18 protein-coding genes are annotated in these 20264 nt (G+C 65.6%); 4 read left to right on the top strand and 14 right to left on the bottom strand.

Going from position 1 to position 20264, the window contains the following annotated elements:
* Positions 1-85 precede the first annotated feature (85 nt).
* Positions 86-706, top strand: a complete 621-nt coding sequence (locus C795_RS0110340) for a pyridoxamine 5'-phosphate oxidase family protein (RefSeq protein ID WP_026139597.1) — start codon at positions 86-88, stop codon at positions 704-706.
* A gap of 76 nt (positions 707-782) precedes the next feature.
* Here the strand turns inward: C795_RS0110340 and hflX are convergent, their stop codons facing one another.
* On the bottom strand, positions 783-2369 hold the full coding sequence (gene hflX, locus C795_RS0110335; RefSeq protein ID WP_017793686.1) for a GTPase HflX: 1587 nt from the start codon (positions 2367-2369) through the stop codon (positions 783-785).
* A gap of 61 nt (positions 2370-2430) precedes the next feature.
* Between hflX and C795_RS0110330 the strand changes: the two genes are divergently transcribed.
* Together C795_RS0110330 and C795_RS0110325 are read left to right on the top strand one after the other, a co-directional pair.
* Positions 2431-3144 (top strand): class I SAM-dependent methyltransferase, encoded by a 714-nt coding sequence (locus tag C795_RS0110330; protein ID WP_017793685.1) that lies wholly within the window; start codon positions 2431-2433, stop codon positions 3142-3144.
* A gap of 5 nt (positions 3145-3149) precedes the next feature.
* Positions 3150-4190 (top strand): GmrSD restriction endonuclease domain-containing protein, encoded by a 1041-nt coding sequence (locus C795_RS0110325; RefSeq protein ID WP_017793684.1) that lies wholly within the window; start codon positions 3150-3152, stop codon positions 4188-4190.
* A gap of 72 nt (positions 4191-4262) precedes the next feature.
* On the opposite strand, the gene dapF is transcribed toward C795_RS0110325, so the two are convergent.
* The 7 genes from dapF to C795_RS0110295 form a co-directional block, all read right to left on the bottom strand.
* Positions 4263-5138 (bottom strand): diaminopimelate epimerase, encoded by an 876-nt coding sequence (gene dapF, locus C795_RS0110320; RefSeq protein ID WP_017793683.1) that lies wholly within the window; start codon positions 5136-5138, stop codon positions 4263-4265.
* Between the two features lie 35 nt (positions 5139-5173).
* A complete protein-coding gene (miaA, locus tag C795_RS0110315) occupies positions 5174-6127 on the bottom strand; it encodes a tRNA (adenosine(37)-N6)-dimethylallyltransferase MiaA (RefSeq protein WP_017793682.1) in 954 nt (317 codons plus the stop codon).
* A 7-nt stretch (positions 6128-6134) separates the two neighbouring features.
* On the bottom strand, positions 6135-7688 hold the full coding sequence (miaB, locus tag C795_RS0110310; protein WP_017793681.1) for a tRNA (N6-isopentenyl adenosine(37)-C2)-methylthiotransferase MiaB: 1554 nt from the start codon (positions 7686-7688) through the stop codon (positions 6135-6137).
* Between the two features lie 94 nt (positions 7689-7782).
* Positions 7783-8796, bottom strand: coding sequence for a regulatory protein RecX (locus C795_RS16645; RefSeq protein WP_017793680.1), 1014 nt, complete (start codon positions 8794-8796; stop codon positions 7783-7785).
* Positions 8797-8800: 4 nt separating this feature from the next.
* Entirely contained in the window at positions 8801-9973 is a 1173-nt protein-coding gene (recA, locus tag C795_RS0110300) for a recombinase RecA (protein WP_017793679.1), read from the bottom strand.
* 258 nt (positions 9974-10231) lie between these two features.
* Positions 10232-10453, bottom strand: a complete 222-nt coding sequence (locus tag C795_RS16960) for a DUF3046 domain-containing protein (protein WP_083879215.1) — start codon at positions 10451-10453, stop codon at positions 10232-10234.
* Positions 10454-10471: 18 nt separating this feature from the next.
* Positions 10472-10792: a helix-turn-helix domain-containing protein gene (locus tag C795_RS0110295; protein ID WP_017793678.1), complete on the bottom strand. Its 321-nt coding sequence runs from the start codon at positions 10790-10792 to the stop codon at positions 10472-10474.
* Positions 10793-11180: 388 nt separating this feature from the next.
* Here C795_RS0110295 and C795_RS17865 point away from each other — a divergent pair, with 388 nt between their 5' ends.
* Positions 11181-12137 (top strand): DUF222 domain-containing protein, encoded by a 957-nt coding sequence (locus C795_RS17865; protein ID WP_198008459.1) that lies wholly within the window; start codon positions 11181-11183, stop codon positions 12135-12137.
* 84 nt (positions 12138-12221) lie between these two features.
* Here C795_RS17865 and C795_RS0110290 read toward each other — a convergent pair whose 3' ends face one another.
* From C795_RS0110290 to C795_RS0110265, 6 genes are all read right to left on the bottom strand, one after another.
* Complete coding sequence (locus C795_RS0110290) at positions 12222-12716, bottom strand: CinA family protein (RefSeq protein ID WP_017793677.1); 495 nt, start codon at positions 12714-12716, stop codon at positions 12222-12224.
* On the bottom strand, positions 12713-13303 hold the full coding sequence (pgsA, locus tag C795_RS0110285; RefSeq protein WP_017793676.1) for a CDP-diacylglycerol--glycerol-3-phosphate 3-phosphatidyltransferase: 591 nt from the start codon (positions 13301-13303) through the stop codon (positions 12713-12715). Before pgsA ends, C795_RS0110290 begins: the two co-directional genes overlap by 4 nt.
* Before the next feature lie 97 nt (positions 13304-13400).
* Positions 13401-16370 (bottom strand): FtsK/SpoIIIE family DNA translocase, encoded by a 2970-nt coding sequence (locus C795_RS0110280; protein ID WP_017793675.1) that lies wholly within the window; start codon positions 16368-16370, stop codon positions 13401-13403.
* A 120-nt stretch (positions 16371-16490) separates the two neighbouring features.
* A complete protein-coding gene (locus C795_RS0110275; RefSeq protein ID WP_017793674.1) occupies positions 16491-17513 on the bottom strand; it encodes a lipid II:glycine glycyltransferase FemX in 1023 nt (340 codons plus the stop codon).
* On the bottom strand, positions 17510-19129 hold the full coding sequence (gene murJ / locus C795_RS0110270) for a murein biosynthesis integral membrane protein MurJ (protein ID WP_017793673.1): 1620 nt from the start codon (positions 19127-19129) through the stop codon (positions 17510-17512). The genes C795_RS0110275 and murJ overlap by 4 nt, the downstream gene beginning before the upstream one ends.
* Positions 19129-20262 (bottom strand): lipid II:glycine glycyltransferase FemX, encoded by a 1134-nt coding sequence (locus C795_RS0110265; RefSeq protein ID WP_232225473.1) that lies wholly within the window; start codon positions 20260-20262, stop codon positions 19129-19131. The genes murJ and C795_RS0110265 overlap by 1 nt, the downstream gene beginning before the upstream one ends.
* Between the last annotated feature and the right edge of the window lie 2 nt (positions 20263-20264).

Here is a 20264-nt window from a genome sequence, read left to right as displayed (position 1 = left end):
CTCCTCCCTCCCGGCCACCCGTTCATCCCACCAGGCCGAAACTCCCCCACGGCCCGATTCCCCACATCCGCTGCGGCCGCGACGCATGCCCGAGAAGATGGAGCGTGATCGTGCCGCGCTCGATGCGCTCTGCAGCGAGACCGTACTCGCTCACGTCGCCGCGTTCGTCGAAGGCCAAGCAATCGCGATGCCGACCGCATTTGGCGTGTTCGACGACCGCATCGTCATTCACGGCTCGACCGGATCGAGGTGGATGCGGGCCCTGCAAGAACACGAGGCCTCGGTATCCATCACCCGCGCCACGGGGCTTGTGGTCGCTCGCTCCATGTTTGAATCGTCCATGTGGTACCGCAGCGCGGTCGTCTTCGGGCGGTTCTCCCCCGTGCCCACCGAGGAGCACGACAGCCTCCTCACGCGATTTACCGAGCGGCTGCTGCCCGGCCGCTCGGCGGAGACTCGCCCTTCCACGCGCAAGGAAATCGCGGCCACGATGCTGCTTGCGATGCCGACCGAGCGGTGGTCGCTGCGGGTGTCCGAGGACATGCCAGACGACGAACCGAGCGATGTGGCGGGCGACGCGTGGGCCGGGGTCATCCAGCTGGGCCAGAGTGTGACCGGGGTGCTGCCGGCTCCGGATCTGCGCCCCGGCATCGAAGCGCCGGGGTCTGTGGCGGCGTTTGCACGCGCCCCGCACGGATTGCTGTAGCGGCGAACAGCGAAAGCCCGGGGTGCGTGTCAGTGAACTGACGCACACCCCGGGCTTTCGAAGTCACCGGCCTGAGTTATACGCGGAAGCCCTCGAGCTTCGCGAGCATCTCGGCCGACACGAAGGCGTGCACCTTGGTGCCCTCCTCGACGTATTCGGTCGACACCACGCGGTTACGCTCGTGCATCTCGGCGACCAGCCCGCCGCGGTCGTAGGGCACCACAACTGTGACTTCCTGATCCGGCGTCGGCAGCGCCGCGTCCACGCGCTTCTTAAGCTCGTCGAGCCCGTCACCCGTGACCGCCGAAACGAACACGGCATCGGGGGCGAGCCCGTGCAGCACGAGTCGCTGCGAGTCGTCGAGCAGATCAGACTTGTTGAACACGACGACCTCGGGGATCGACTGAGCGTTCACCTCTGCGATGACCTCGCGCACGGTGCGCAGCTGGGCGGCAGGGTCAGGGTGAGCCCCGTCGACGACATGCAGAATGACGTCGGCCTCGCCGACCTCCTCAAACGTCGAACGGAACGCTTCGACGAGCTGGTGCGGCAGGTTGCGCACAAACCCGACCGTGTCGGCGTAGGTAAACGTGCGGCCGTCAGCAGTCTCTGCGTGACGGATCGCCGTGTCGAGGGTCGCGAACAGCTCGTTCTGCACGAGCTCCTGCGCGTCGATCAGCTTGTTCACGAGACTCGACTTGCCGGCGTTCGTGTATCCGGCGATTGCGACCGAAGGCACCTCGCCACGCTTGCGGTTGGCACGCTTGGCCTCTCGGGCCGGGGCCATGCCCGCGATTTCCTTGCGCAGCTTCGCCATGCGATTGTGAATCTTGCGTCGGTCGAGCTCCATCTTCGTCTCGCCGGGGCCGCGTGAGCCCATGCCGGCGCCGTCGGAGCCCACCTGGCCACCGGCCTGGCGCGACATCGACTCGCCCCAACCGCGCAAGCGCGGCAGCAGGTACTGCAGCTGCGCGAGCTCGACCTGGGCCTTGCCCTCACGGCTCTTCGCATGCTGGCTGAAGATATCGAGAATCACGGCGGTGCGGTCGATCACCTTGACCTGCACGACATCCTCAAGCGCGCGGCGCTGGCCCGGCCGCAGCTCGGTGTCCACGATCACCGTGTCGGCGCCGAGCGCGGCCACGAGCTCCTTGAGCTCCTGCGCCTTGCCTTTGCCAAAGTAGGTGGCGGGGTCGGGGAACGCGCGGCGCTGCAACAGCCCGTCGAGCACGACGGCACCCGCGGTCTCGGCGAGTGCGGCGAGCTCGCGCAGCGAGTTCTCGGCGTCCTCCTGGCCTGCGCGTCCATTGCCCGAGTACACGCCAATCAGCACGACATTCTCAATGCGCAGCTGTCGGTACTCGACCTCGGTAACGTCTTCGAGCTCGGTTGAGAGCCCGGCAACGCGCTTGAGCGATGCGCGGTCTTCGCGCTCCATGCGGATCGTGTCGACCGCTTCATGCACGTCATCGTGTGCGTCGTCGCCGAGCGCCTGGGCGCTCGAAAGGTCGCGAATCACATTTGCCGAGCCAGCTTCCTGGCGCAGAATACGTGAGAGGGCATCCCCGCCCAGCGCTCCGCCGTCACGCGCGTCGATGTCGCGTGCGGACTCGTCTGGTGCGGACTCGTTCGGCTCGTGGCCTACTGCAGTGTCGTTAGTCATCTACTACCAGTCTATGTCGGGATTCACGCAAAAGGCGACCGAAATCTACGGCCACCGTGCTATGGCGCAGGCAATCGCTGAGATACTGGAGGGTGTGACCGAGCATTACTTCTCAGCTTCCCCCTCCGGCGACTACCGACCCCGCGAGATCGAGGTTGTGTTGGCCGGGGCCCCCCGCACGGTGCAGACCGCCGGTGGCGTCTTCAGCCCCGAGCACCTCGACCGTGGCACCGAGATCCTGCTCGCGCACCTCGATTCAGGTCTCGAAGCTGCTCACGACACCGAGCTCGATACTGATTCTGATCCGGATCAGGGCCCAACTGCCGCTCCGATGCTCGACATCGGATGCGGCTGGGGCCCCATCGCGCTCGCCGCGGCCCTCAACCACCCCGAGCGCGAGGTGTGGGCCATCGACGTCAACGAGCGCTCGCGAGAGCTGACCCGCGCGAACGCGGATCGCCTGGGACTCACAAACGTGCGCGTGTGCGCGCCCGAGGAAGTGCCGGCCGACCTGCAGTTCGCCGAGATTCGTTCCAACCCCCCGATTCGCGTCGGCAAGGAGGCACTGCACGAGATCCTGCAGCAGTGGCTGCCCCGGCTCGCCCCGGGTGGCGTCGCAAGCCTCGTTGTGGCGAAGCACCTGGGTGCCGACTCGCTGCAGCGCTGGATCGCGGCCGAGTTCCCCTCGCTCGAGGTCTCGCGTCCGACCCGTTCCAAGGGCTTCCACGTGCTGCGTGCGGAGGCGGCCGCGGGTTCCGAGGACTCCGAGGCTTGAGCCGCGTGTTCACGGCGGGGCGGCGCGGTCGCGCCTCCGCCGCTCTCTTCGCTGCGCTCGCCCTCACACTCGCCGGGTGCGCGGATCCCGCCGGGCTCGCCGTCGATGACCCCGCCGCGAGCGTCGTCGAGGAGCACGTGCCCGCTGAACCGGACGACTCAGACGCCGATACCGACGTAGCGGACCCCCTCGAATTCGAAGACCTCACTGACGCCGCCGACGTTGCCGACCCCGCCGCAGGGTCGGCCCTCGAGCTGCTCGCGACACTGCCGATAAAGGGTCGCGCCCCCAAGACCGGCTACGACCGCAAAGCCCAGTTTGGGTCCCCGTGGAAGGACGTCGACCGCAACGGCTGCGACACCCGCAACGACATGCTGCAGCGCGACCTCACGAATCTCACGCTCTCGGGCCCCTGCAAGGTGCTCTCGGGGACCCTCGCCGACAAGTACACGGGCAAGACCATCGACTTCGTGCGCGGCGATAAGACGTCAACGCTCGTGCAAATCGATCACGTCGTGGCGCTCTCGGACGCCTGGCAGAAGGGGGCGCAACAGCTCTCGCAGGACGCCCGCGTCGCCCTCGCAAACGACCCTATCAACCTGTTCGCGTCGGACGGCCCCGCCAACAGCGCGAAGAGCGACAGCGATGCCGCGAGCTGGCTGCCCAAGAATCGTGCATTCCGGTGCGAGTACGTCGCCCGGCAGGTCTCGACCAAGGCCGCGTACCAGCTGTGGGTGACGGCAGCCGAGCGCGATGCGATGCAGCGCGTCCTCACGACCTGTCCCGAGGAGCCCGCGGTCGCGAGCACGCTCGCGGGCGGGCTCGTAGCTGAGAATGCGCCGGATCCGGATCAGCTCACCGCGACCACTCCCGATTCAGAACCGGCCCCGGCACAGCCGCGGCCGGCGGTGCCCACCCCCACGCCCGAGGCTTACTACAAGAGCTGCACGGCGGCCCGCGAGGCGGGCGGTGCTCCGGTGTATGCGGGGCAGCCGGGATACGGCAGGCACCTCGACCGTGACGGTGACGGCGTGGGCTGCGAGTAGCAGTTGAATGATTGGTGCCGGATCCGGCGCCCGTGTCTGGCCCGGTGAAAACCGGGCCAGTGCCCGTTTTGGCTAGGCCTCGGGCAGTTCGATCTCGCCCGTGTAGACGAGCTCGGCGGGCCCGCTCAGCGAGACATGCTCGCCCTCCTGCGTGGGGAACATGCGCACCGCCAGCCGACCGCCGGGAACCTCGACGCTCCAGTGATGGGGCATGTCGTCGCCACCCCAGTGCCGAAAGGCAAGGGCCGCCGCCGCGGCTCCGGCCGCGCTGGAGCGGTTCTCCCCCCGTCCCTCCTCGTGGACGCGCATGGAGATGCGCGCGACGCCGTTCTTAACGAGCGTGTCATCGGGCACGACGAATTCGAAGCTCGCGGTGTCATCGGTGTTAAGCGTGGGTTCATGGTTCAGGTCAAGCGCTTCGAGTTCGCCCGCGTGCGCGAGGGCCGTGACGACGTGCATGCCGCCGAGATCGATCGCGAGGCCTGGGCGAGGCACGTACAGACCGCGCGCGCTGACAAGCTTCTCACCGCCGAGCCGCCAGCGGCCCATGTCGACGGTGTACCCCGAGGCGCCCGCGAGCACGTCACGCACCCCGAGCCGGGTGGCGATCGGGAGCGTATCGCGTCGCTCCGGGGCCACAAGCCCCTCAGCGATGAGGTAGTGCGCGAAGACCCGAATGCCGTTGCCGCAGATGTCGCCGCGGGTGCCGTCGGCGTGCCAGAAGTCGAAGAACCACTCAGCCTCGGGTTCTTCCTCGAGCACCGCGGCCCCCTCAGGGATCGCCCGGCTGCGCACGGCACGGATCACGCCGTCCGCACCGATCCCCGTGTGGCGGTCGCAGAGCGCGCGCACGCGATCGCGAGTGAGTTCGATCGTGCCGTCAGGGTCGGTGAACAGCACAAAGTCGTTGCCTGTGCCCTGGCCCTTGGCGAATTGCAGCGTCGTCATCGTCCCAGTGTATTGGGCACGATTATGGGGAACAGCTATGCGGGTAAAACGGCGTCGATATCGGGGCCTGCGACGTGCTGAATCCCCGGATACCGCTTGAACCAGGCCACCTGTCGCCGCGCGTACCGTCGCGTGAGCGCCTGCGTCTCGGCAATCGCCTCGAATTCGGTGAGCCGCCCCTCGAGCTGACCGAGTGCCTGGGCATACCCGATGGCACGGCTTGCGGTGACTCCCCGTTCAATGCCACGCGGAATCAGGTCGCGCACCTCGTCGACCAGGCCATCAGCCCACATATGATCGACGCGGCGGTCGAGCCGTTCGACAAGGGTCCCGCGCTCGCACTCGACGCTGACGAGACGGGAGTTGGTGCGCCACAGCTCGGGCTCGCTGGGAAGCGTGACACGCGCGTCGCCGCCCAGTAGTGCGACCTCGAGCGCGCGCACGACGCGGCGCGGGTTTTTTGCGTCCACTGCCGCCGCAGTCTCGGGCGACAGCTCAGCGAGGCGCGCCAGCAGCGACGCAGTGCCGTGCTCGGCGTCGTCGGCTTCGAGGCGCGCGCGCAGCACCTCGTCCCGGGGAGGGAACTGAAAGTCGTAGATCACGCTCGAGACGTAGAGTCCGGATCCGCCCACTAGAATCGCGTCGGCGCCGCGCGCGTGGATCTCGTCGATCACGCCGCGGGCGCGTGGCTGGTACCACGCGACAGTCGCCTCCTCCGTGGGGTCGAGGGCGTCGAACAGGTGGTGCGCGATGCCGCGCCGCTCCCCCTCGGGCAGCTTCGCAGTGCCGATATCCATGCCGCGATAAAACTGCATCGCATCGGCATTGACGATCTCGGCCGTGCGGCCCTGCCCGGCGAGGCGCTCGGCGAGGTCGAGGGACAGCGCAGACTTACCCGTGCCGGTCGCGCCGACGACCGCCCACAGCGTGGGGGTCGCTGGCGCGTCTGTGGTCGCGGCAGTCGCGGTGCTCGCGATGCCTGGGGTCACTGCGCGCTCATCGCGTGCGAATGGTGGGAAGGCCCAGGCTCACAGCCTTGGGCGCTCCGTCTGCGGCCGCCGGAGCCGGTACGCCGCAGCTGTCGGCCTGTCGGCGATCCCAGGCGTCTCCGGCGCGCGTGCGGCGCACACGGTAGGCGGTGGGCTCGTCGGCGATGAGGAAGTGCGGTGCGGCACTCGTGACCTTTACAGTGACGACATCGCCGGGGCGCGGCTCCTCTGCGCCCTCCGGAACCGAGAAGTGCACGAGACGGTTGTCTTCGGCGCGTCCCGAGAGTCGGCTCTGGGCAGAGTCCTTCTTGCCACCCCAGGCCGACACCAAAACCTCGACGGTGCGGCCGATCTGGGCGTGGTTCTCACGCAGCGAGACCTGCTCCTGCAGTTCGTGCAGGCGCTCGTAGCGACGCTGCACGATCTCCTTGGGAAGCTGGTCCTCCATCTCGGCCGCGGGAGTGCCGGGGCGGATCGAGTACTGGAAGGTGAAGGCGCTCTGGAAGCGCGACGCCTCAACGACGCGCATCGTGTCTTCGAAGTCTTCTTCCGTCTCGCCGGGGAAGCCGACAATGATGTCGGTTGTGATGGCCGCGTCGGGCATCTTCTCACGCACGCGGTCGAGGATACCGAGGAACTTCTTGGAGCGGTAGGAGCGACGCATAGCCTTGAGTACGACATCGGAGCCGGACTGCAGGGGCATGTGCAGCGACGGCATCACGTTGTGGGTCTCGGCCATGGCATCAATTACGTCGTCGGTAAATGCCGCGGGGTGCGGGCTGGTGAAGCGCACCCGCTCAAGCCCTTCGATCTCACCCATGGCACGCAGCAGCTTGCCGAACGCGAGCTTGTCGCCAAACTCGACTCCGTAGGTGTTGACGTTCTGACCCAGCAGGGTGACTTCGATCGCACCGTCGTCGACGAGCGCTTGCACCTCGGCGAGCACGTCACCCGGGCGACGGTCCTTCTCTTTGCCGCGCAGTGAGGGCACGATGCAGAACGTGCAGGTGTTGTTGCAGCCGACCGAGATGGAAACCCAGCCGCTCGACGCAGAGTCGCGCTTCGTGGGCAGAGTGGACGGGAAGATTTCGAGCGACTCGAGGATCTCAACCTGGGCCTCTTCGTTGTGGCGGGCACGTTCGAGGAGCGCCGGCAGGGATCCCATGTTGTGGGTGCCGAACACGACGTCGACCCAGGGGGCCTTTTCGACGATGGTGCCCTGATCCTTCTGTGCGAGACAACCGCCCACGGCGATCTGCATGCCCTCGTGCTTACGCTTCACGCTCGCGAGGTAGCCGAGGTTGCCGTACAGTTTTTGGCCAGCATTCTCACGCACTGCGCACGTGTTGATCACAACAACGTCGGCCTGCTCGGACTCTGCCACCGCGACATAGCCAGCGGCTTCGAGTGAACCCGAGAGGCGCTCGGAGTCGTGCACGTTCATCTGGCAGCCAAGGGTGCGCACCGAATAGCTGCGCGGACTTCCGTCGGGGCGCAGGGCAGCCGGCGAGGGCGCGATTGCGGTCTGATCGGAGACAGCTTCGACAGGTGCAGAACTCATGTAGTTCATTGTACCGGCGGGCAGCGGTGGCCGATGACGGGGTGTGCGGCGCCGTGCGCCGCACACCCCGGTTCCTCAAAGCGCGCGCGGCTGGCTATTCAAAACGCACGCCGCCGGGTCCGCGTTTGCCGCGTCCGAGGCCGCCGTCGAGTGCCTCGTTGGCGGCGCGCATGGCGGGCTCCCCCGACCAGCCCCGTCGTGCCAGGAATCCCAGGAGGCGCCGCTGGGCGGTCTGCCGGTCAAGCCCAGTCAGCCGCTCGGCGCGTTTCGCGGCGGCCTCCCGCAGCAATGAGAACTCTTCGTCGACGTCGAGCTCGCCGAGAATCTCTTCGACCACCGCGTCGGGTAGTTTGCGCTCGCGCAGCTTGCGTGCGATTTGCCCGCGACTGGCCCCCTTTGAATCGCGCAGCTTCTCGGACTGCACTCGCGCCAGGCCGATGTCGTCGAGGTAGCGGCTCTCGATGAACTCATCGATCACGGTCAATACTTCGTCAGCCGAGTGGTCAAGCGCAAGCAGATCGTCACGCAGTTCACCGCTCGAGCGAGCTCGGCGTGCGAGCAGTCGAACTGCGTCCTCGTAGGCCTCGCTGCGGCTCGACTCGTCGTCCGATTCGGCGCCCGCCGGCGCTTCCGCTGGCACCTGCGCTGAGGCGCCCCGATCCGCGCGTCTTGCAGTCTTTGCGGGTTCTCGCTTACGCCGCGGGTTCGCGGGGGCAGTCTCGCTGGGCGTGGACCGCGCGGACTCGGCAGCCGTTTCGACAGGGCCGTTGCCGAACTGCACCCGCGTCACGCGGGCGCCCCCCGACTCGCCGGGGCCCTCGGTCGGAGCGTTGCCGTCGCCGGCATCGCCCGTCCAGGACTCATCGGCAGAGACCCAAGGGGCGCCGGTCGGCTCGGCGCCCGAAGCCCAGCCCGAAGCCGCTGGCTCGGCGTCCGAGGCCCAGCCAGCTGGCTCCGGCAGTTCGGCCTCGACGTCACCGTCGCCGTCACCGACTGTCGAAGCCGGCCGCAGCCAGGAACGCATCTCGACGACCTCGGCGAGGTTCTCGCCCTCGTCGCGGTTCGCCGGGATGCGTTCTTCTGGCGGCGGCAGGAAACGTACCGCCATCGAACTAGGCGCTCGCGCGCTGTGCCGGGGCCTTCTCGGCCGACTCCTTCACCGCAGCATCCTTAGCAGCAACCTCCTTGGTCGCCGGAGCCTTGGCCGCCGCGCCCTTCGGAGCCGCAGCCTTCGCGTCGACTGCCTTCGCGTCAGCACCCTTGGCATCGGCGGCGGGCTCCTCGGAGCGACCGTTTACGCCGAGCTTGGTGAGGATCTTCTCTTCGATCTCGGCGGCCATATCGGGGTTATTCAGCAGGAAGCGTCGCGCGTTCTCCATGCCCTGACCCAACTGGTCACCGTCGTAGGTGAACCAGGCGCCGCTCTTCTTCACGAAGCCATGCTCTACGCCGTAGTCGATGAGCGAGCCCTCACGCGAGATGCCCTTGCCGTACAGGATGTCAAACTCCGCCTGCTTAAAGGGCGGGGCCATCTTGTTCTTGACCACCTTGACGCGCGTGCGGTTACCCACGGCTTCGGTGCCGTCCTTGAGCGTCTGGATGCGACGAATATCGAGACGAACCGAAGCATAGAACTTCAGCGCCTTGCCGCCCGAGGTGGTCTCGGGGCTTCCGAAGAATACGCCGATCTTCTCTCGCAGCTGGTTAATGAAGATACAGGTGGTCTTGGTGCTATTGAGGCTACCCGTGATCTTGCGCAGAGCCTGCGACATCAGTCGTGCCTGCAAGCCCACGTGGCTGTCGCCCATCTCGCCGTCGATCTCAGCCTTGGGCACGAGCGCGGCGACCGAGTCGATGACGACGAGGTCGACCGAACCCGAGCGAATCAGCATGTCGGCGATCTCGAGAGCCTGCTCACCCGTGTCTGGCTGAGCAACGAGCAGCGCGTCAATATCGACACCCAGCTTCTGCGCGTACTCGGGGTCAAGCGCGTGCTCGGCGTCAATGAACGCGGCAATGCCACCCGCGCGCTGCGCATTTGCAATGGCGTGTAGCGTCAGCGTCGTCTTGCCTGACGACTCGGGGCCGTAGATCTCGATGATGCGACCGCGGGGAAGTCCACCAATTCCCAGAGCTACGTCCAGTGCGACCGAACCGGTGGGGATGACCTCGACGGGTGCGCGCTCGGCGCTTCCCATGCGCATGATTGCGCCCTTGCCGAAGTTTCTGTCGATCTGCGCAAGAGCGGCCTCGAGTGCCTTTTCGCGATCTTTGGGAGCTGCCATGATGTGTCCTCACTCGTGAGCGGCGATGCCGCGCGGGTTGCTGCCTACCGACTGTCGTTGCCGCGGAGCGGCCGACAAGGCATGGGGTGTCGATAACTCACACGTTAGAACCAACCACCGACATCGGGAACCCCCGGGTCGAAGATGTGGAAAACGAGCTAGCTCGACGCCCTGTGGACGAAGCTATCACCCATCGAACACACATTCGAAAAAAGATCCGGCGTGTCGTGCACTGGCCAGCAAACCAATCAACAGATCCTATGTGCGCGGATCCCGCAGCCCTCTGCCGTGTCGCCGAGAAAGCGGCACATTGAGGTCTTCACAGAGGGCGGCCCAAACCAGACGGGGCTCTTCCCCTGCATCGAGGGACTCTTGAGCAGTGCCGTCGAACTCGCGCAGCCAGTGGTCACGAAGCAGCACCGCTGCATAGTCATCACCAAACTCAGCCGCGCAAGCCCGGCGAAACTCGCTAATTCTCACGCGCGAAGAGGCGCCGAATTACGAAACGAGTTCGGGCGCGAAACCCGAAACAAAGTCTGCAGGCACCGTATCGGGCACGCCGCTGGTAATCGGGAGCGACAGCCCCTCGATCACTGCGAGACGCTCGCTCACCTCGCCCATAATGACTGAGAGTGGAGTCTGAAGCGCATCGGCCACAGCTGCGAGAATTTCACTCGAAGCTTCTTTCTGACCGCGCTCAACTTCACTGAGGTATCCGAGAGCAACGCTCGCTTCGCCAGCAACCTGTCGCAGGGTACGCCCCTTTTGCAACCGGAAGTCACGTAGCACGTCGCCGATCTCCTGACGCATCAGCACCATGTGAACCCTCCTTCACTTGCACAACCTAAGAGCCGTGCCTAGATCTTACCTGTTTACGCTGGATGTTCTCCAACGCCACGACACACTTGCCGCATCACTAGAGGTAACCGAGAGACTACCCGCCCTATTCCTGAAACTTCCCTGAACCTGAGTGAACCTGGCTCAAGTTTCGGGGAATAGTCGGCTTACTCGAGGTTTTTGACGCGTACAACCCCGATCTCAGCCACGGAATCCTCACCCCCGAGCCAGTCTCTCTTGCTGAGCGCTCCGGGATCAATTTGTCGCTGCCACGGAAGGGATCAGGCGACTACAGGCCCGGCAGCTTCTCGCGCTGAGCCGGATCTAGAAGCTAGCGTTCGAAACAGCTCGAGCGCCAGCGGAAATCGATGTGGCCCTCCGGTCGCGGGCCGCGGAGTGCTCCGCGCCTATCGGAGTCAGCGATCGCGCGGTGCTCGGAATGATGGGAGAAGCCCATCAACTGGTGATCCTGTTTCCTCGCACTCATACCGCAGTCTTCCACGCAAGAATCTCGCTGCAGCACGCGAAGACGATTATTAGCGAAGGCGGCGCGGTGAGTGACCAGCTGCGCCCGCGCTACGAGGCGCTGTGTCTCCGCGAGGCGGTGAAGACCACGCCTGGCCGGCTGCGCAGCAAAGTCCGCGAAATCGCCCAACGGCTACACCCACGCAGCACGAATGAGCGCCACCAGTCCGCGGCGGCGCAGCGCACTGTCTGGGTGACGCCTTTGCCAGACGGCATGGCCGAGATCGGAGCGGTACTCCCAGCGGTCTTGGCTTACGGCATTAAAGATCGAGTTGATCGGATCGCGAAAGCAGTGAGGCGTCGTGCGGTGCAAATCTCTCGGGATCAGCACGAGGCAAGCAGGGAGGCTGCGGCGGATACACAACCACCTACCAGCCCAACACTTCATCCCCGCACAAGGCTTCCTCTTGATTTCGATAGCCTCAGGCCGGAGGCCCAGCAGCGGGCTCGGGCGACTGTACAGGTGATCCGCGATACCGAAGCCGTTTGGAGTCTCGACACATATCGGGCTGACGCATTCGCCGAACTCCTCTTGAACGGGGATCCGTCTGCGAATGCCCCCGGCACAGGCGCCACTCCGAACGTACAGGCCAATATCTCGTTGGCTGGTGCAGCAAGATGTCGATGGGCTGTTGTACTAGAGGAGCCCCCTCAACGAGGTCTTCATCGATCATCCAGAACGGAGATTCCGAGCGAAGTCGGGCGTGAGACGCGGCCCGCCCCGCGGCCAGGATTCGGCCGCCGGAGCCCCTTCAGAAGCTTCGTCCACCGAGGCGCGAACCCGAGAGTCCGCGACACATGAATATTGGGCAGAGCTGGCTTACGAGGCTCAACGAGGGATCCTGCCCGACATCAGTTCAGTGTCAGCCGAGCAGCATTCCATGATTTACAGCTGGGCGAGTTCTGTGTTCAGTTCGATGAGGGCAGCTTCCACGGCGGCGGCCCGAATCGCGGCGCGATCTCCCGCACACGCCACCAGTACCGAACGCTCCCCCGCTGGCGAGCTCACGCCCACCCAGACAGTACCGGGAGATTGTCCGGTCTGGGGATCCGGATCCGGGCCCGCGACCCCCGTGGTCGCAATTCCGATCGCGGCCGGCACCCCGTCCACGGCGCACGCCCGTCGCGCACCCGCGGCCATCTGCTGCGCGACCAGCTCATCGACGGGGCCCTTTGAAGCAAGCAACTCCTCGTCGACTCCGAGTAAGGATTGTTTAAGCGCGGTGTCATAGCTCACGATCCCGCCCGAGAAGGCGCGTGAGGCGCCCGGCACGCTCACGAGCGCGTCAGCCAACAGCCCGCCCGTGAGTGACTCCGCCACCGCAATGCGCAACCCGTGGTCGCGCGCGCGTTCAATGGCCACTCGGGCGAGCTCGATCATGCCGTGCGGCCCTTGGCCCGCACAAAGGCGACGATGTAATCGATTCCGCTCAAAATGGTGAGCGCGACCGCGATGGTCATGGTGATCACATTGGCCCAGTACGCGATCGGCGCTGCGTCACCCATGATCGAGGCGAACGGTGCGAGCGCCAACGTAATCGCGACCGACTGTGCAACCGTCTTGAGCTTGCCCATCCACGCGGCCGCCAGGACAACGTTATGAGCGACGATTAGGCGGTGCACGGTGATGCCGACCTCGCGCACGAGCACCACGATGGTCACCCACCAGGGCAGCTCAGCGATAATCGACAGCCCGACGAGCGCGGCGCCGGTGAGAAACTTGTCCGCGATCGGATCGAGCAACTTGCCCAGATCCGTGATCAGACCGCGCGAACGGGCGAGATGACCGTCCCAAGCATCGGTGGCAATCGCGAGCACGAAGAAGGCCGCCGCAGCCCACCGAAGCCCAATGTCCTGGCCGCCCTCAGCCAGCAATAGCCACAGAAAGAAGGGCGTGGCGATGATGCGAGCGGCAGTGATGATGTTGGGCGCGTTCCAGTTGCTGGGTCTCGCAGCGGTCTCGTTCACTCGGATCTCGTTTCAGTTTGCCGGTCATGGATAATCTTGGCGCTAATGATGCTCAGCACGCCTAGGCGCACGGCCTGCAGCACGGCCCGCCGCGTGGTTAGTCCCGGCCGGTGAGCTGCCAAGCGTCTTCGCTGCCATCTTCGTCGCCCTCGACTTCTTGGAGGCTCGACTGGTACGCGGCGACGGGGTCGTCGTATCGGGAATCCGGCTCGACAGCCGTGAACTCAGTGGTCGGTGCGGCGTCAGCCGCGCCAGCACCAACACCGGCATTTGCGCCCACACCCGCCTGCCCAGCTCCAGCTGTCTGGTAACCAGCAGCCGGGGGCGTTGCAGGAGCCGCAGCGGGAGCCGACGGCATGCCCTTAATGCGGGCGAGCACCTCGGGCAGCTGCTCGGGCGATACGAGCACGTCGCGCGCCTTGGACCCTTCAGAGGGCCCCACAATCTCGCGCGACTCCATCAGATCCATCAGACGCCCGGCCTTCGCGAAGCCGACGCGCAGCTTACGCTGCAGCATCGAGGTCGACCCGAACTGCGAGCTCACGACGAGGTCGACCGCGGCGATCAGCACCTCGAGATCGTCACCGATATCGGCGTCGATCTCCTTCTTCTCGGCGACCTGTGCCACGTCAGCACGATACTCGGGTTGAGCCTGGGCCTTCACATGCGACACAACCGCAGCAATCTCGGCCTCACCGACCCAAGCACCCTGCACGCGCACCGGGCTCGATTCCCCGTTCAGCAGTAGCAACCCGTCACCCTGGCCGATGAGGCGCTCGGCGCCCACCTCGTCGAGGATGACGCGGGAGTCAGTGCCCGAGGCCACAGCGAAGGCGTAGCGGCTCGGCACGTTCGATTTAATGACACCAGTCACGACATTTACCGAGGGACGCTGCGTCGCCAGGACGAGGTGAATACCCGCGGCGCGCGCGAGCTGGGTGATGCGCTGAATCGAATCCTCCACGTCGCGCGGGGCCACCAGCATCAGGTCGGCGAGCTCGTCAACGACCACGAGCAAATACGGGTAAGGCTTGAGCTTGCGCTCGCTGCCCTCGGGGAGCACAATGCTGCCCGATCGCACGGCGTCATTGAAGTCGTCGATGTGCCGATACCCGAAGCTTGCGAGGTCGTCGTAGCGCATGTCCATCTCTTTCACGACCCACTGCAGTGCCTCGGCTGCCTTCTTGGGGTTCGTGATGATGGGGGTGATCAGGTGCGGCACGCCCTGGTACACGGTGAGCTCAACACGCTTCGGATCGACGAGCACCATGCGCACCTGCGCGGGCGTCGCCCGCATCAGGATGCTCGTGATCATCGAGTTAATAAAGCTCGACTTACCCGATCCGGTCGCGCCAGCGACCAGCAGGTGCGGCATCTTGGCGAGGTTCGCGACCACGAACCCGCCCTTCACGTCCTTGCCCACGCCAATGGTCATGGGGTGCACGCTGCGCTGAGCACGGTGCGAACGCAGCACGTCGCCGAGGGCCACGTTCTCGCGGTCCTTGTTCGGAATCTCGATGCCGATCGCACTCTTGCCCGGAATCGGCGACAGAATGCGCACCTCGTTTGAAGCGACCGCGTACGACAGGTTCTTCGACAGCGCGGTGACTTTCTCGACCTTCACGCCGGGACCAAGCTCGACCTCGTACTGCGTGACCGTCGGTCCGCGCGAGAATCCCGATACCCGCGCATCGACCTTGAACTCCTCGAACACGCGCGCGATCGCTGCCATGATCTGGTCGTTCGCGTCAGTGCGTGTGAGCGGCGCATCGCCCGCCGCGAGCGTCATCTGGTCAGGCAGGTTGTACTCGCGCGCCGCGCTGGGATCGTGCGCGGGTGCCACGCTGAACGGTGTTGTATCGGCTGCGGGCTCAGATTCTTCGGGCTCCGGATCAACCGCGTCAGCAAAGTCGTCCCACGAGTCATCGCCGAGCCCCGATGCGCGAGCGGCACCGCTGGCCTCTGCAGCAGCAACGGCGGCCTCCGCATGGTTCAGCGAGTCAAAGAGATCGGTGGGAAACACGTCGGTCGCAGCGGTGGCGGCCGCGCCAGCGCCGGTGACCGGGAGTCCAGGCGTGCCCGGTGCACCAGGCGGTGTGACATCGGCCGTCGCGAACGCGCTTTCAAAGGCACCCTCGGGCTCAGCATCGCCACCGAGCACACTGTCCAGGGCGTCCTGATCGTCGGCGTACGTCGGATCTTCCTCGCGACCGGTCGAGTTGCGACGCCACCAGGGCATTGCGCCCGGCTGCGGCTTCTCCGCCTCGTCGTCGGCGTGATCCTCGAGATCAAACAGCGGCGTCTGCTTCTCACGCTCGCGTTCACGTTTTTCGCGCTTGCTGGGAGTGGGCTCCTGCGTGTCAGGCTCGACCACCCCAAAGAGGAAGCTGTAAGCCTCCTTCAGGCGAGCGCCGATTCGACTCGGGGGCGTCTTTGTCACGATGAGCAGCGACAGCAGCACCAGGATCGACAGCACCGGTACCGCCACCCAAATCGTGAGCGCGTAGAGCGGGGTGCCTACCATCCACCCCAACAGGCCGCCCGCCTGCGCGAGCGCCGGCATACCCTCCGTGGGCTGGGGCAAACCGCCGAAGATGTGCGTCAACCCCGAAACGCTCATGATGGCCAAGAACAAACCAATCGCAATGCGCCGATTGTCGTTGACGCTCGACGGATGGTTGAACAGCCACAGCGCGAACCCGGCCATGATGATTGGGAAGCCAAATGCGACCCGCCCAACCAGGCCACCGAACGACCATGCATCCAGCTGCACGGCAACCGAATTGCCGATGAGGAACCATTCGATGATCGCACCCGTAATGGAGAGCAGCACGAGAAACAGCGGGATCCCGTCGCGCCGGTCCTCGGGCGCGAGGGGCTCGGCCCGAAACACTCGCGCGGCTCCGCCCACAACGTGCGCCAGGCCTTGCCAGGCACGAACGAAGCCGTTCTCGGTGCTCGGCTTGGCGAGCACCGTCGTCTTCGCGGTGCTACGAGGTGAGCGCTCGCGAGTCGCTCGCGTGGTGCTCTTGCCCGTTTTTGCGCGCGACGGAGTTTTACTGGCCATGATTCGAGGGTACGTTCGAATCATCACATACGCGAGGTGACGCTCCGGGAACCACGCAATCTAGCGCCGCCCAGCCCGTCACCCCGCAAAAACCGCGCAAAACCCTGCGCTGCGAACGAGTTATCGGCGGCGCAGCGAGCGCACGACGCGCTTCGCGAGCGGCAGCCCCTCGGTCCAAATCGTGTAGCCGGGGCCGGGGCGATCCCACGAACCCGCGAGCAGGTTTTCGTGTGACGCCCAGCCCTTCTTAAAGGTCGTGACACCGTCGTTGATGAGCCCGCCAAAGTCGTAGCGGGTGATGCCCAGCTGCTTCATCTCGCGAATCACGTGCCACTTGAGCGCGTAGTTGGCGCGCAGCCGCTGCCCGACCTCGTCCATGCCACCGTAGAGTTCGAACGCGGTGCGGTCACTCTTTGCCATGAACAGGAAAGCGACGACCTTGCCTTCGACATAGGCGGCCCACACCGGGCTGTCTTCGCCGAGCATCGTGAACGCGTCGCGGTAGTACGAGTCCTCGTGCAACCCGAAATCGGCGCGCTCACTCGTCGCGTGGTAGACCTCGAGGCACTCGTCGAGCTGCGCGAGCGTCTCGACCTTGCGAATCTCGAGCGACACCTCGCGGCCGGACTTGCGCACGTACTGGCGGTGCTTCTTCGTCATATTGGCGATCAGCTCGTCCTCGTCCTTACGTAGGTCGAGAATCAGCGTGCGCGCCGGTAGCACCGGCGTCTTGGCCTCGCGCCAAGTTGCGGGGAGCGCAAACATGCCCTCGTCCTCGTCTGGCTCGATCGATACGGCGACCGCGCGGCGCGTGCCGCGCACGTACTGGGCCACTGCGTCAGCGACCGCTCCGGGCGCGGGTGACTGGGCGGGGCGATCCGGATCGCCAGCATCCCGAGCCACGACCGGGCCGCGGGGCGCGTACACGAAGCCGCCCAGCGGCGCGGGCAGCTTGCGCGTGAGGAACTGGCATGCCCCCACGATCTCACCCGCGGCGTCGGTGACGAGCACGCGCTCAGCGCTCCACCGGTGCGCGCTCTTGAGTTCGCCCCAACCCCACAGCTGCAGCGGGTGCCCGCCGAGGCGCTTCACGGTGGCATCCCAGTGGGCGCGATCCGTGCAGGGGGTTACTGTGAGAGTCACGAGGTGGTCCTTCCAAGTTTGCGGGCAACAAAGCCCGTGAGTTCTGCAAGTTCGGGTGAGCGCAGCAACCGCAGCGCGAGCGCGTAGACGATGCCAACGACGGCCGCGACAATCGCGGCAAAGAGAACGGACAGTAGCGCGTCCACATCAGCGACCATTGAGTTCAGCGCCCAGGTCGTGGCGAGGCCGAGGAGCACGGCTGGAATTGCCGCGAGCACGAACCTGACGACGCTGTGCATGATCCGGCGCCCGTCGATCGAGCCGATCTTGCGGCGCAGCAGCAGGGTGGCGAGCAGCGCCTGGATAATCGTGGCGATCGACCAGACGAGCGCGAAACCTATGCCGATCTGAGCATCTGACACGACCAAGGGCAGCATCAGCGACAGCACGATCACAATCGCCATCTGGATCGAGGTGAAGATAAATGGAGTGCGCGTATCTGACAGCGCGTAGAACGCGCGCTGCACAACGAAGAGGAAGCTGTAGGCCGCGAGGCTGAAGACATACGCTTGCAGCGCCGCCGCGAACTGGTCGACCTGCAACTGGGTCGCACCGAAGTTGATAATGCGCGATACGAAGGGCGCCGCGGCAAAGATCGCCGCAGCCGCGAACAGCATGACGAGCGCGATCTGCCTGGTCGACGCAGAGAAGTCCTCGACGAACTCGGCCATGCGGCCGGTCTGACCCCACTCCGAGAGGCGCGTGAAGTAGGCCGTCGCGAGCGACACCGCGATCACCGAGTGCGGCATCATGAAGATGAGCCAAACATTCTGCATGGCGCTTGTGGAGGGACCTGCACCCGAGCCGATCGCGACAACGTTGTTGGTCACAATGCCGCCGAGCTGCATCACCGTGATCGTGGCAAGGCTCCAGCCGGCGATCCGTGCGGTCTGGCCGAGTCCCATGCCCTTCCATTTGAAGTCGGGGCGGTAGCGAATGCCAGCCTTGCGCCAGAAGACAAACAGGATCAGTGCCTGGGCAATGACGCCGAGCGTCGCGGTGCCTGCGAGCACCCCGATCGATACAGCGTCCCACTCGAGCACCGTGCGGTGGCCCGTGGGGTCGGAGCCAAACATGATGATGAAAACAATGATGCCAGCGATGCCGATCACGTTGTTGAGCACGGGCGCCCAGGTGAAAGGCCCAAAGATGCTCTTGGCGTTGAGCACCTCACCCAGCACCGTGTATAGACCGTAGAACACGATCTGCGGCAGGCACCAGTAGGCGAATGCCGTTGCCAGGGCGAGCTGCTCGGGCGGCCATTCGACGGCCGTGAGCCATACGATCCAGGGCGCCGCGATCATCGCGATGACGGTCAGCAGGAACAGCCCAACCGAGATCAGCGTGAGGATCTTATTGATGTATCCGGCTCCGCCGTCACGACTGTGAGCCGCCTTGACGATCTGCGGCACGAGCACTGCGTTGAGCATGCCGCCCAACAGGATCATGTAGAGCGTATTGGGTAGCAGGTTGCCGTTCGCGAACGCGTCAGCGGAGTCTGACCCCACCGAGCCGATGGCAAACGCGAGCAGCATGGCCTTCGCGAGTCCAAGAACGCGTGACACCATCGTGCCCGACGCCATGAGCGCGCTCGCCCGCATGATTCCAGCGGCCATTAGTAGTAAGGATCCTTCCAGCGGAGGAGCGAAAGCCTGCGCATGACACGGTCACCGAGCTTCGTCCACAGCGCGAAGGCGCGTGGCTTCACCGGCAGGTCGAACGCGCCGGGATAGTCGGTGATCTCGGCCGAGAATGAGCGCTTGAACTGACCCACTCCGTGCAGCGGGTGGGTCTTGTCATCGACGCGGCCTGCGGGCGGCGCGCCGCACAGGTCGTGCACGGTGGCCCCGCGCTCGTTGGCCCAGCGCAGCACTTCCCACTGCAGCGCGTGAGACGCGCCATAGCCAGATTTTGCGCGCACCGAGGCGCCGTCCTTGTAGGTCGTCTTCTGACCGAGCCCCATCGCGAAAGCACCGGCAACGAGCTCACCGTCGCGATGGGCGAGGAAGACCTGGCCATCGCCGCTGCGCTGAAACCGCTGCCAAAATTCACGGTAGTACTGTTCGCTGCGCAGCACGAACCGCCCCTCGGCGGTCTCCTGGAGTAGCCGGTAGAGCGCGGCGCACTCCTCGTTGGTCGCGGCCGCGCGGGTCACGACGATGCCGTCGCGGGCGGCGCGAGTGATCGCGTTACGTGCCTTCTTACCGAGGCTCGCGAGCAGTTCCATGTCGGCCTGTTCGGTGCCGGGCTCGGCGTCGGTCGACACCTTCACCAGGACAGTCGAGGGGTTCGGAATCACGCGCACGGTATCCACGAAACCGCGGCTCCGGATCTCGCGCGCCGCATCCGGGTACGCGGCGACCGCGAGCCGGGGCTCGATCTTCACGAGGAACGCATCGTGCTTCCGGGCAAGACGCCCGACGGCTTCAGCGGCCTCGATCACGGACTCGATGTCCTCGCCGTCAGGCCCTGCGGGCAGGTGCCACCACTCTCCGAGTAGCGGCACGCGCTTCGCCAGCACGCCGACCGCGATCGACGGCTTTGCGGTTCGATCGACGATCAGATGGCGGACGAGGTATCGCCCCTCGTCGCGCTTAAGGGTGAGATAGCTCTCCCCCATCCACACTTCGCCGCCACCGGGGTTACTCGCAATAAGCGAGTCCCATGAGACGACCTCGGCCGGGGTCGCAGGTCGAGCAATAACATTGCTCGAGCCCGCTCCCCCGGCCATGCCGGGAATCCGGGTCACTC

The sequence above is a fragment of the Leucobacter salsicius M1-8 genome (assembly GCF_000350525.1).
GTDB classification, from domain to species: domain Bacteria; phylum Actinomycetota; class Actinomycetes; order Actinomycetales; family Microbacteriaceae; genus Leucobacter; species Leucobacter salsicius.
Note: the sequence above shows the minus strand (reverse complement) of the source record. Positions and strands in the feature narration are given on the sequence as shown.

Coding starts and splice junctions, on each gene's coding strand:
- miaB (WP_017793681.1), bottom strand. CDS start 7,688: ATGAGTTCTGCACCTGTCGAAGCTGTCTCCGATCAGACCGCAATCGCG.
- recA (WP_017793679.1), bottom strand. CDS start 9,973: ATGGCAGCTCCCAAAGATCGCGAAAAGGCACTCGAGGCCGCTCTTGCG.
- C795_RS0110295 (WP_017793678.1), bottom strand. CDS start 10,792: ATGGTGCTGATGCGTCAGGAGATCGGCGACGTGCTACGTGACTTCCGG.
- C795_RS0110290 (WP_017793677.1), bottom strand. CDS start 12,716: ATGATCGAGCTCGCCCGAGTGGCCATTGAACGCGCGCGCGACCACGGG.
- C795_RS0110280 (WP_017793675.1), bottom strand. CDS start 16,370: ATGGCCAGTAAAACTCCGTCGCGCGCAAAAACGGGCAAGAGCACCACG.
- hflX (WP_017793686.1), bottom strand. CDS start 2,369: ATGACTAACGACACTGCAGTAGGCCACGAGCCGAACGAGTCCGCACCA.
- C795_RS16645 (WP_017793680.1), bottom strand. CDS start 8,796: ATGGCGGTACGTTTCCTGCCGCCGCCAGAAGAACGCATCCCGGCGAAC.
- dapF (WP_017793683.1), bottom strand. CDS start 5,138: ATGACGACGCTGCAATTCGCCAAGGGCCAGGGCACAGGCAACGACTTT.
- murJ (WP_017793673.1), bottom strand. CDS start 19,129: ATGGCCGCTGGAATCATGCGGGCGAGCGCGCTCATGGCGTCGGGCACG.
- C795_RS0110330 (WP_017793685.1), top strand. CDS start 2,431: ATGGCGCAGGCAATCGCTGAGATACTGGAGGGTGTGACCGAGCATTAC.
- C795_RS0110340 (WP_026139597.1), top strand. CDS start 86: ATGCCCGAGAAGATGGAGCGTGATCGTGCCGCGCTCGATGCGCTCTGC.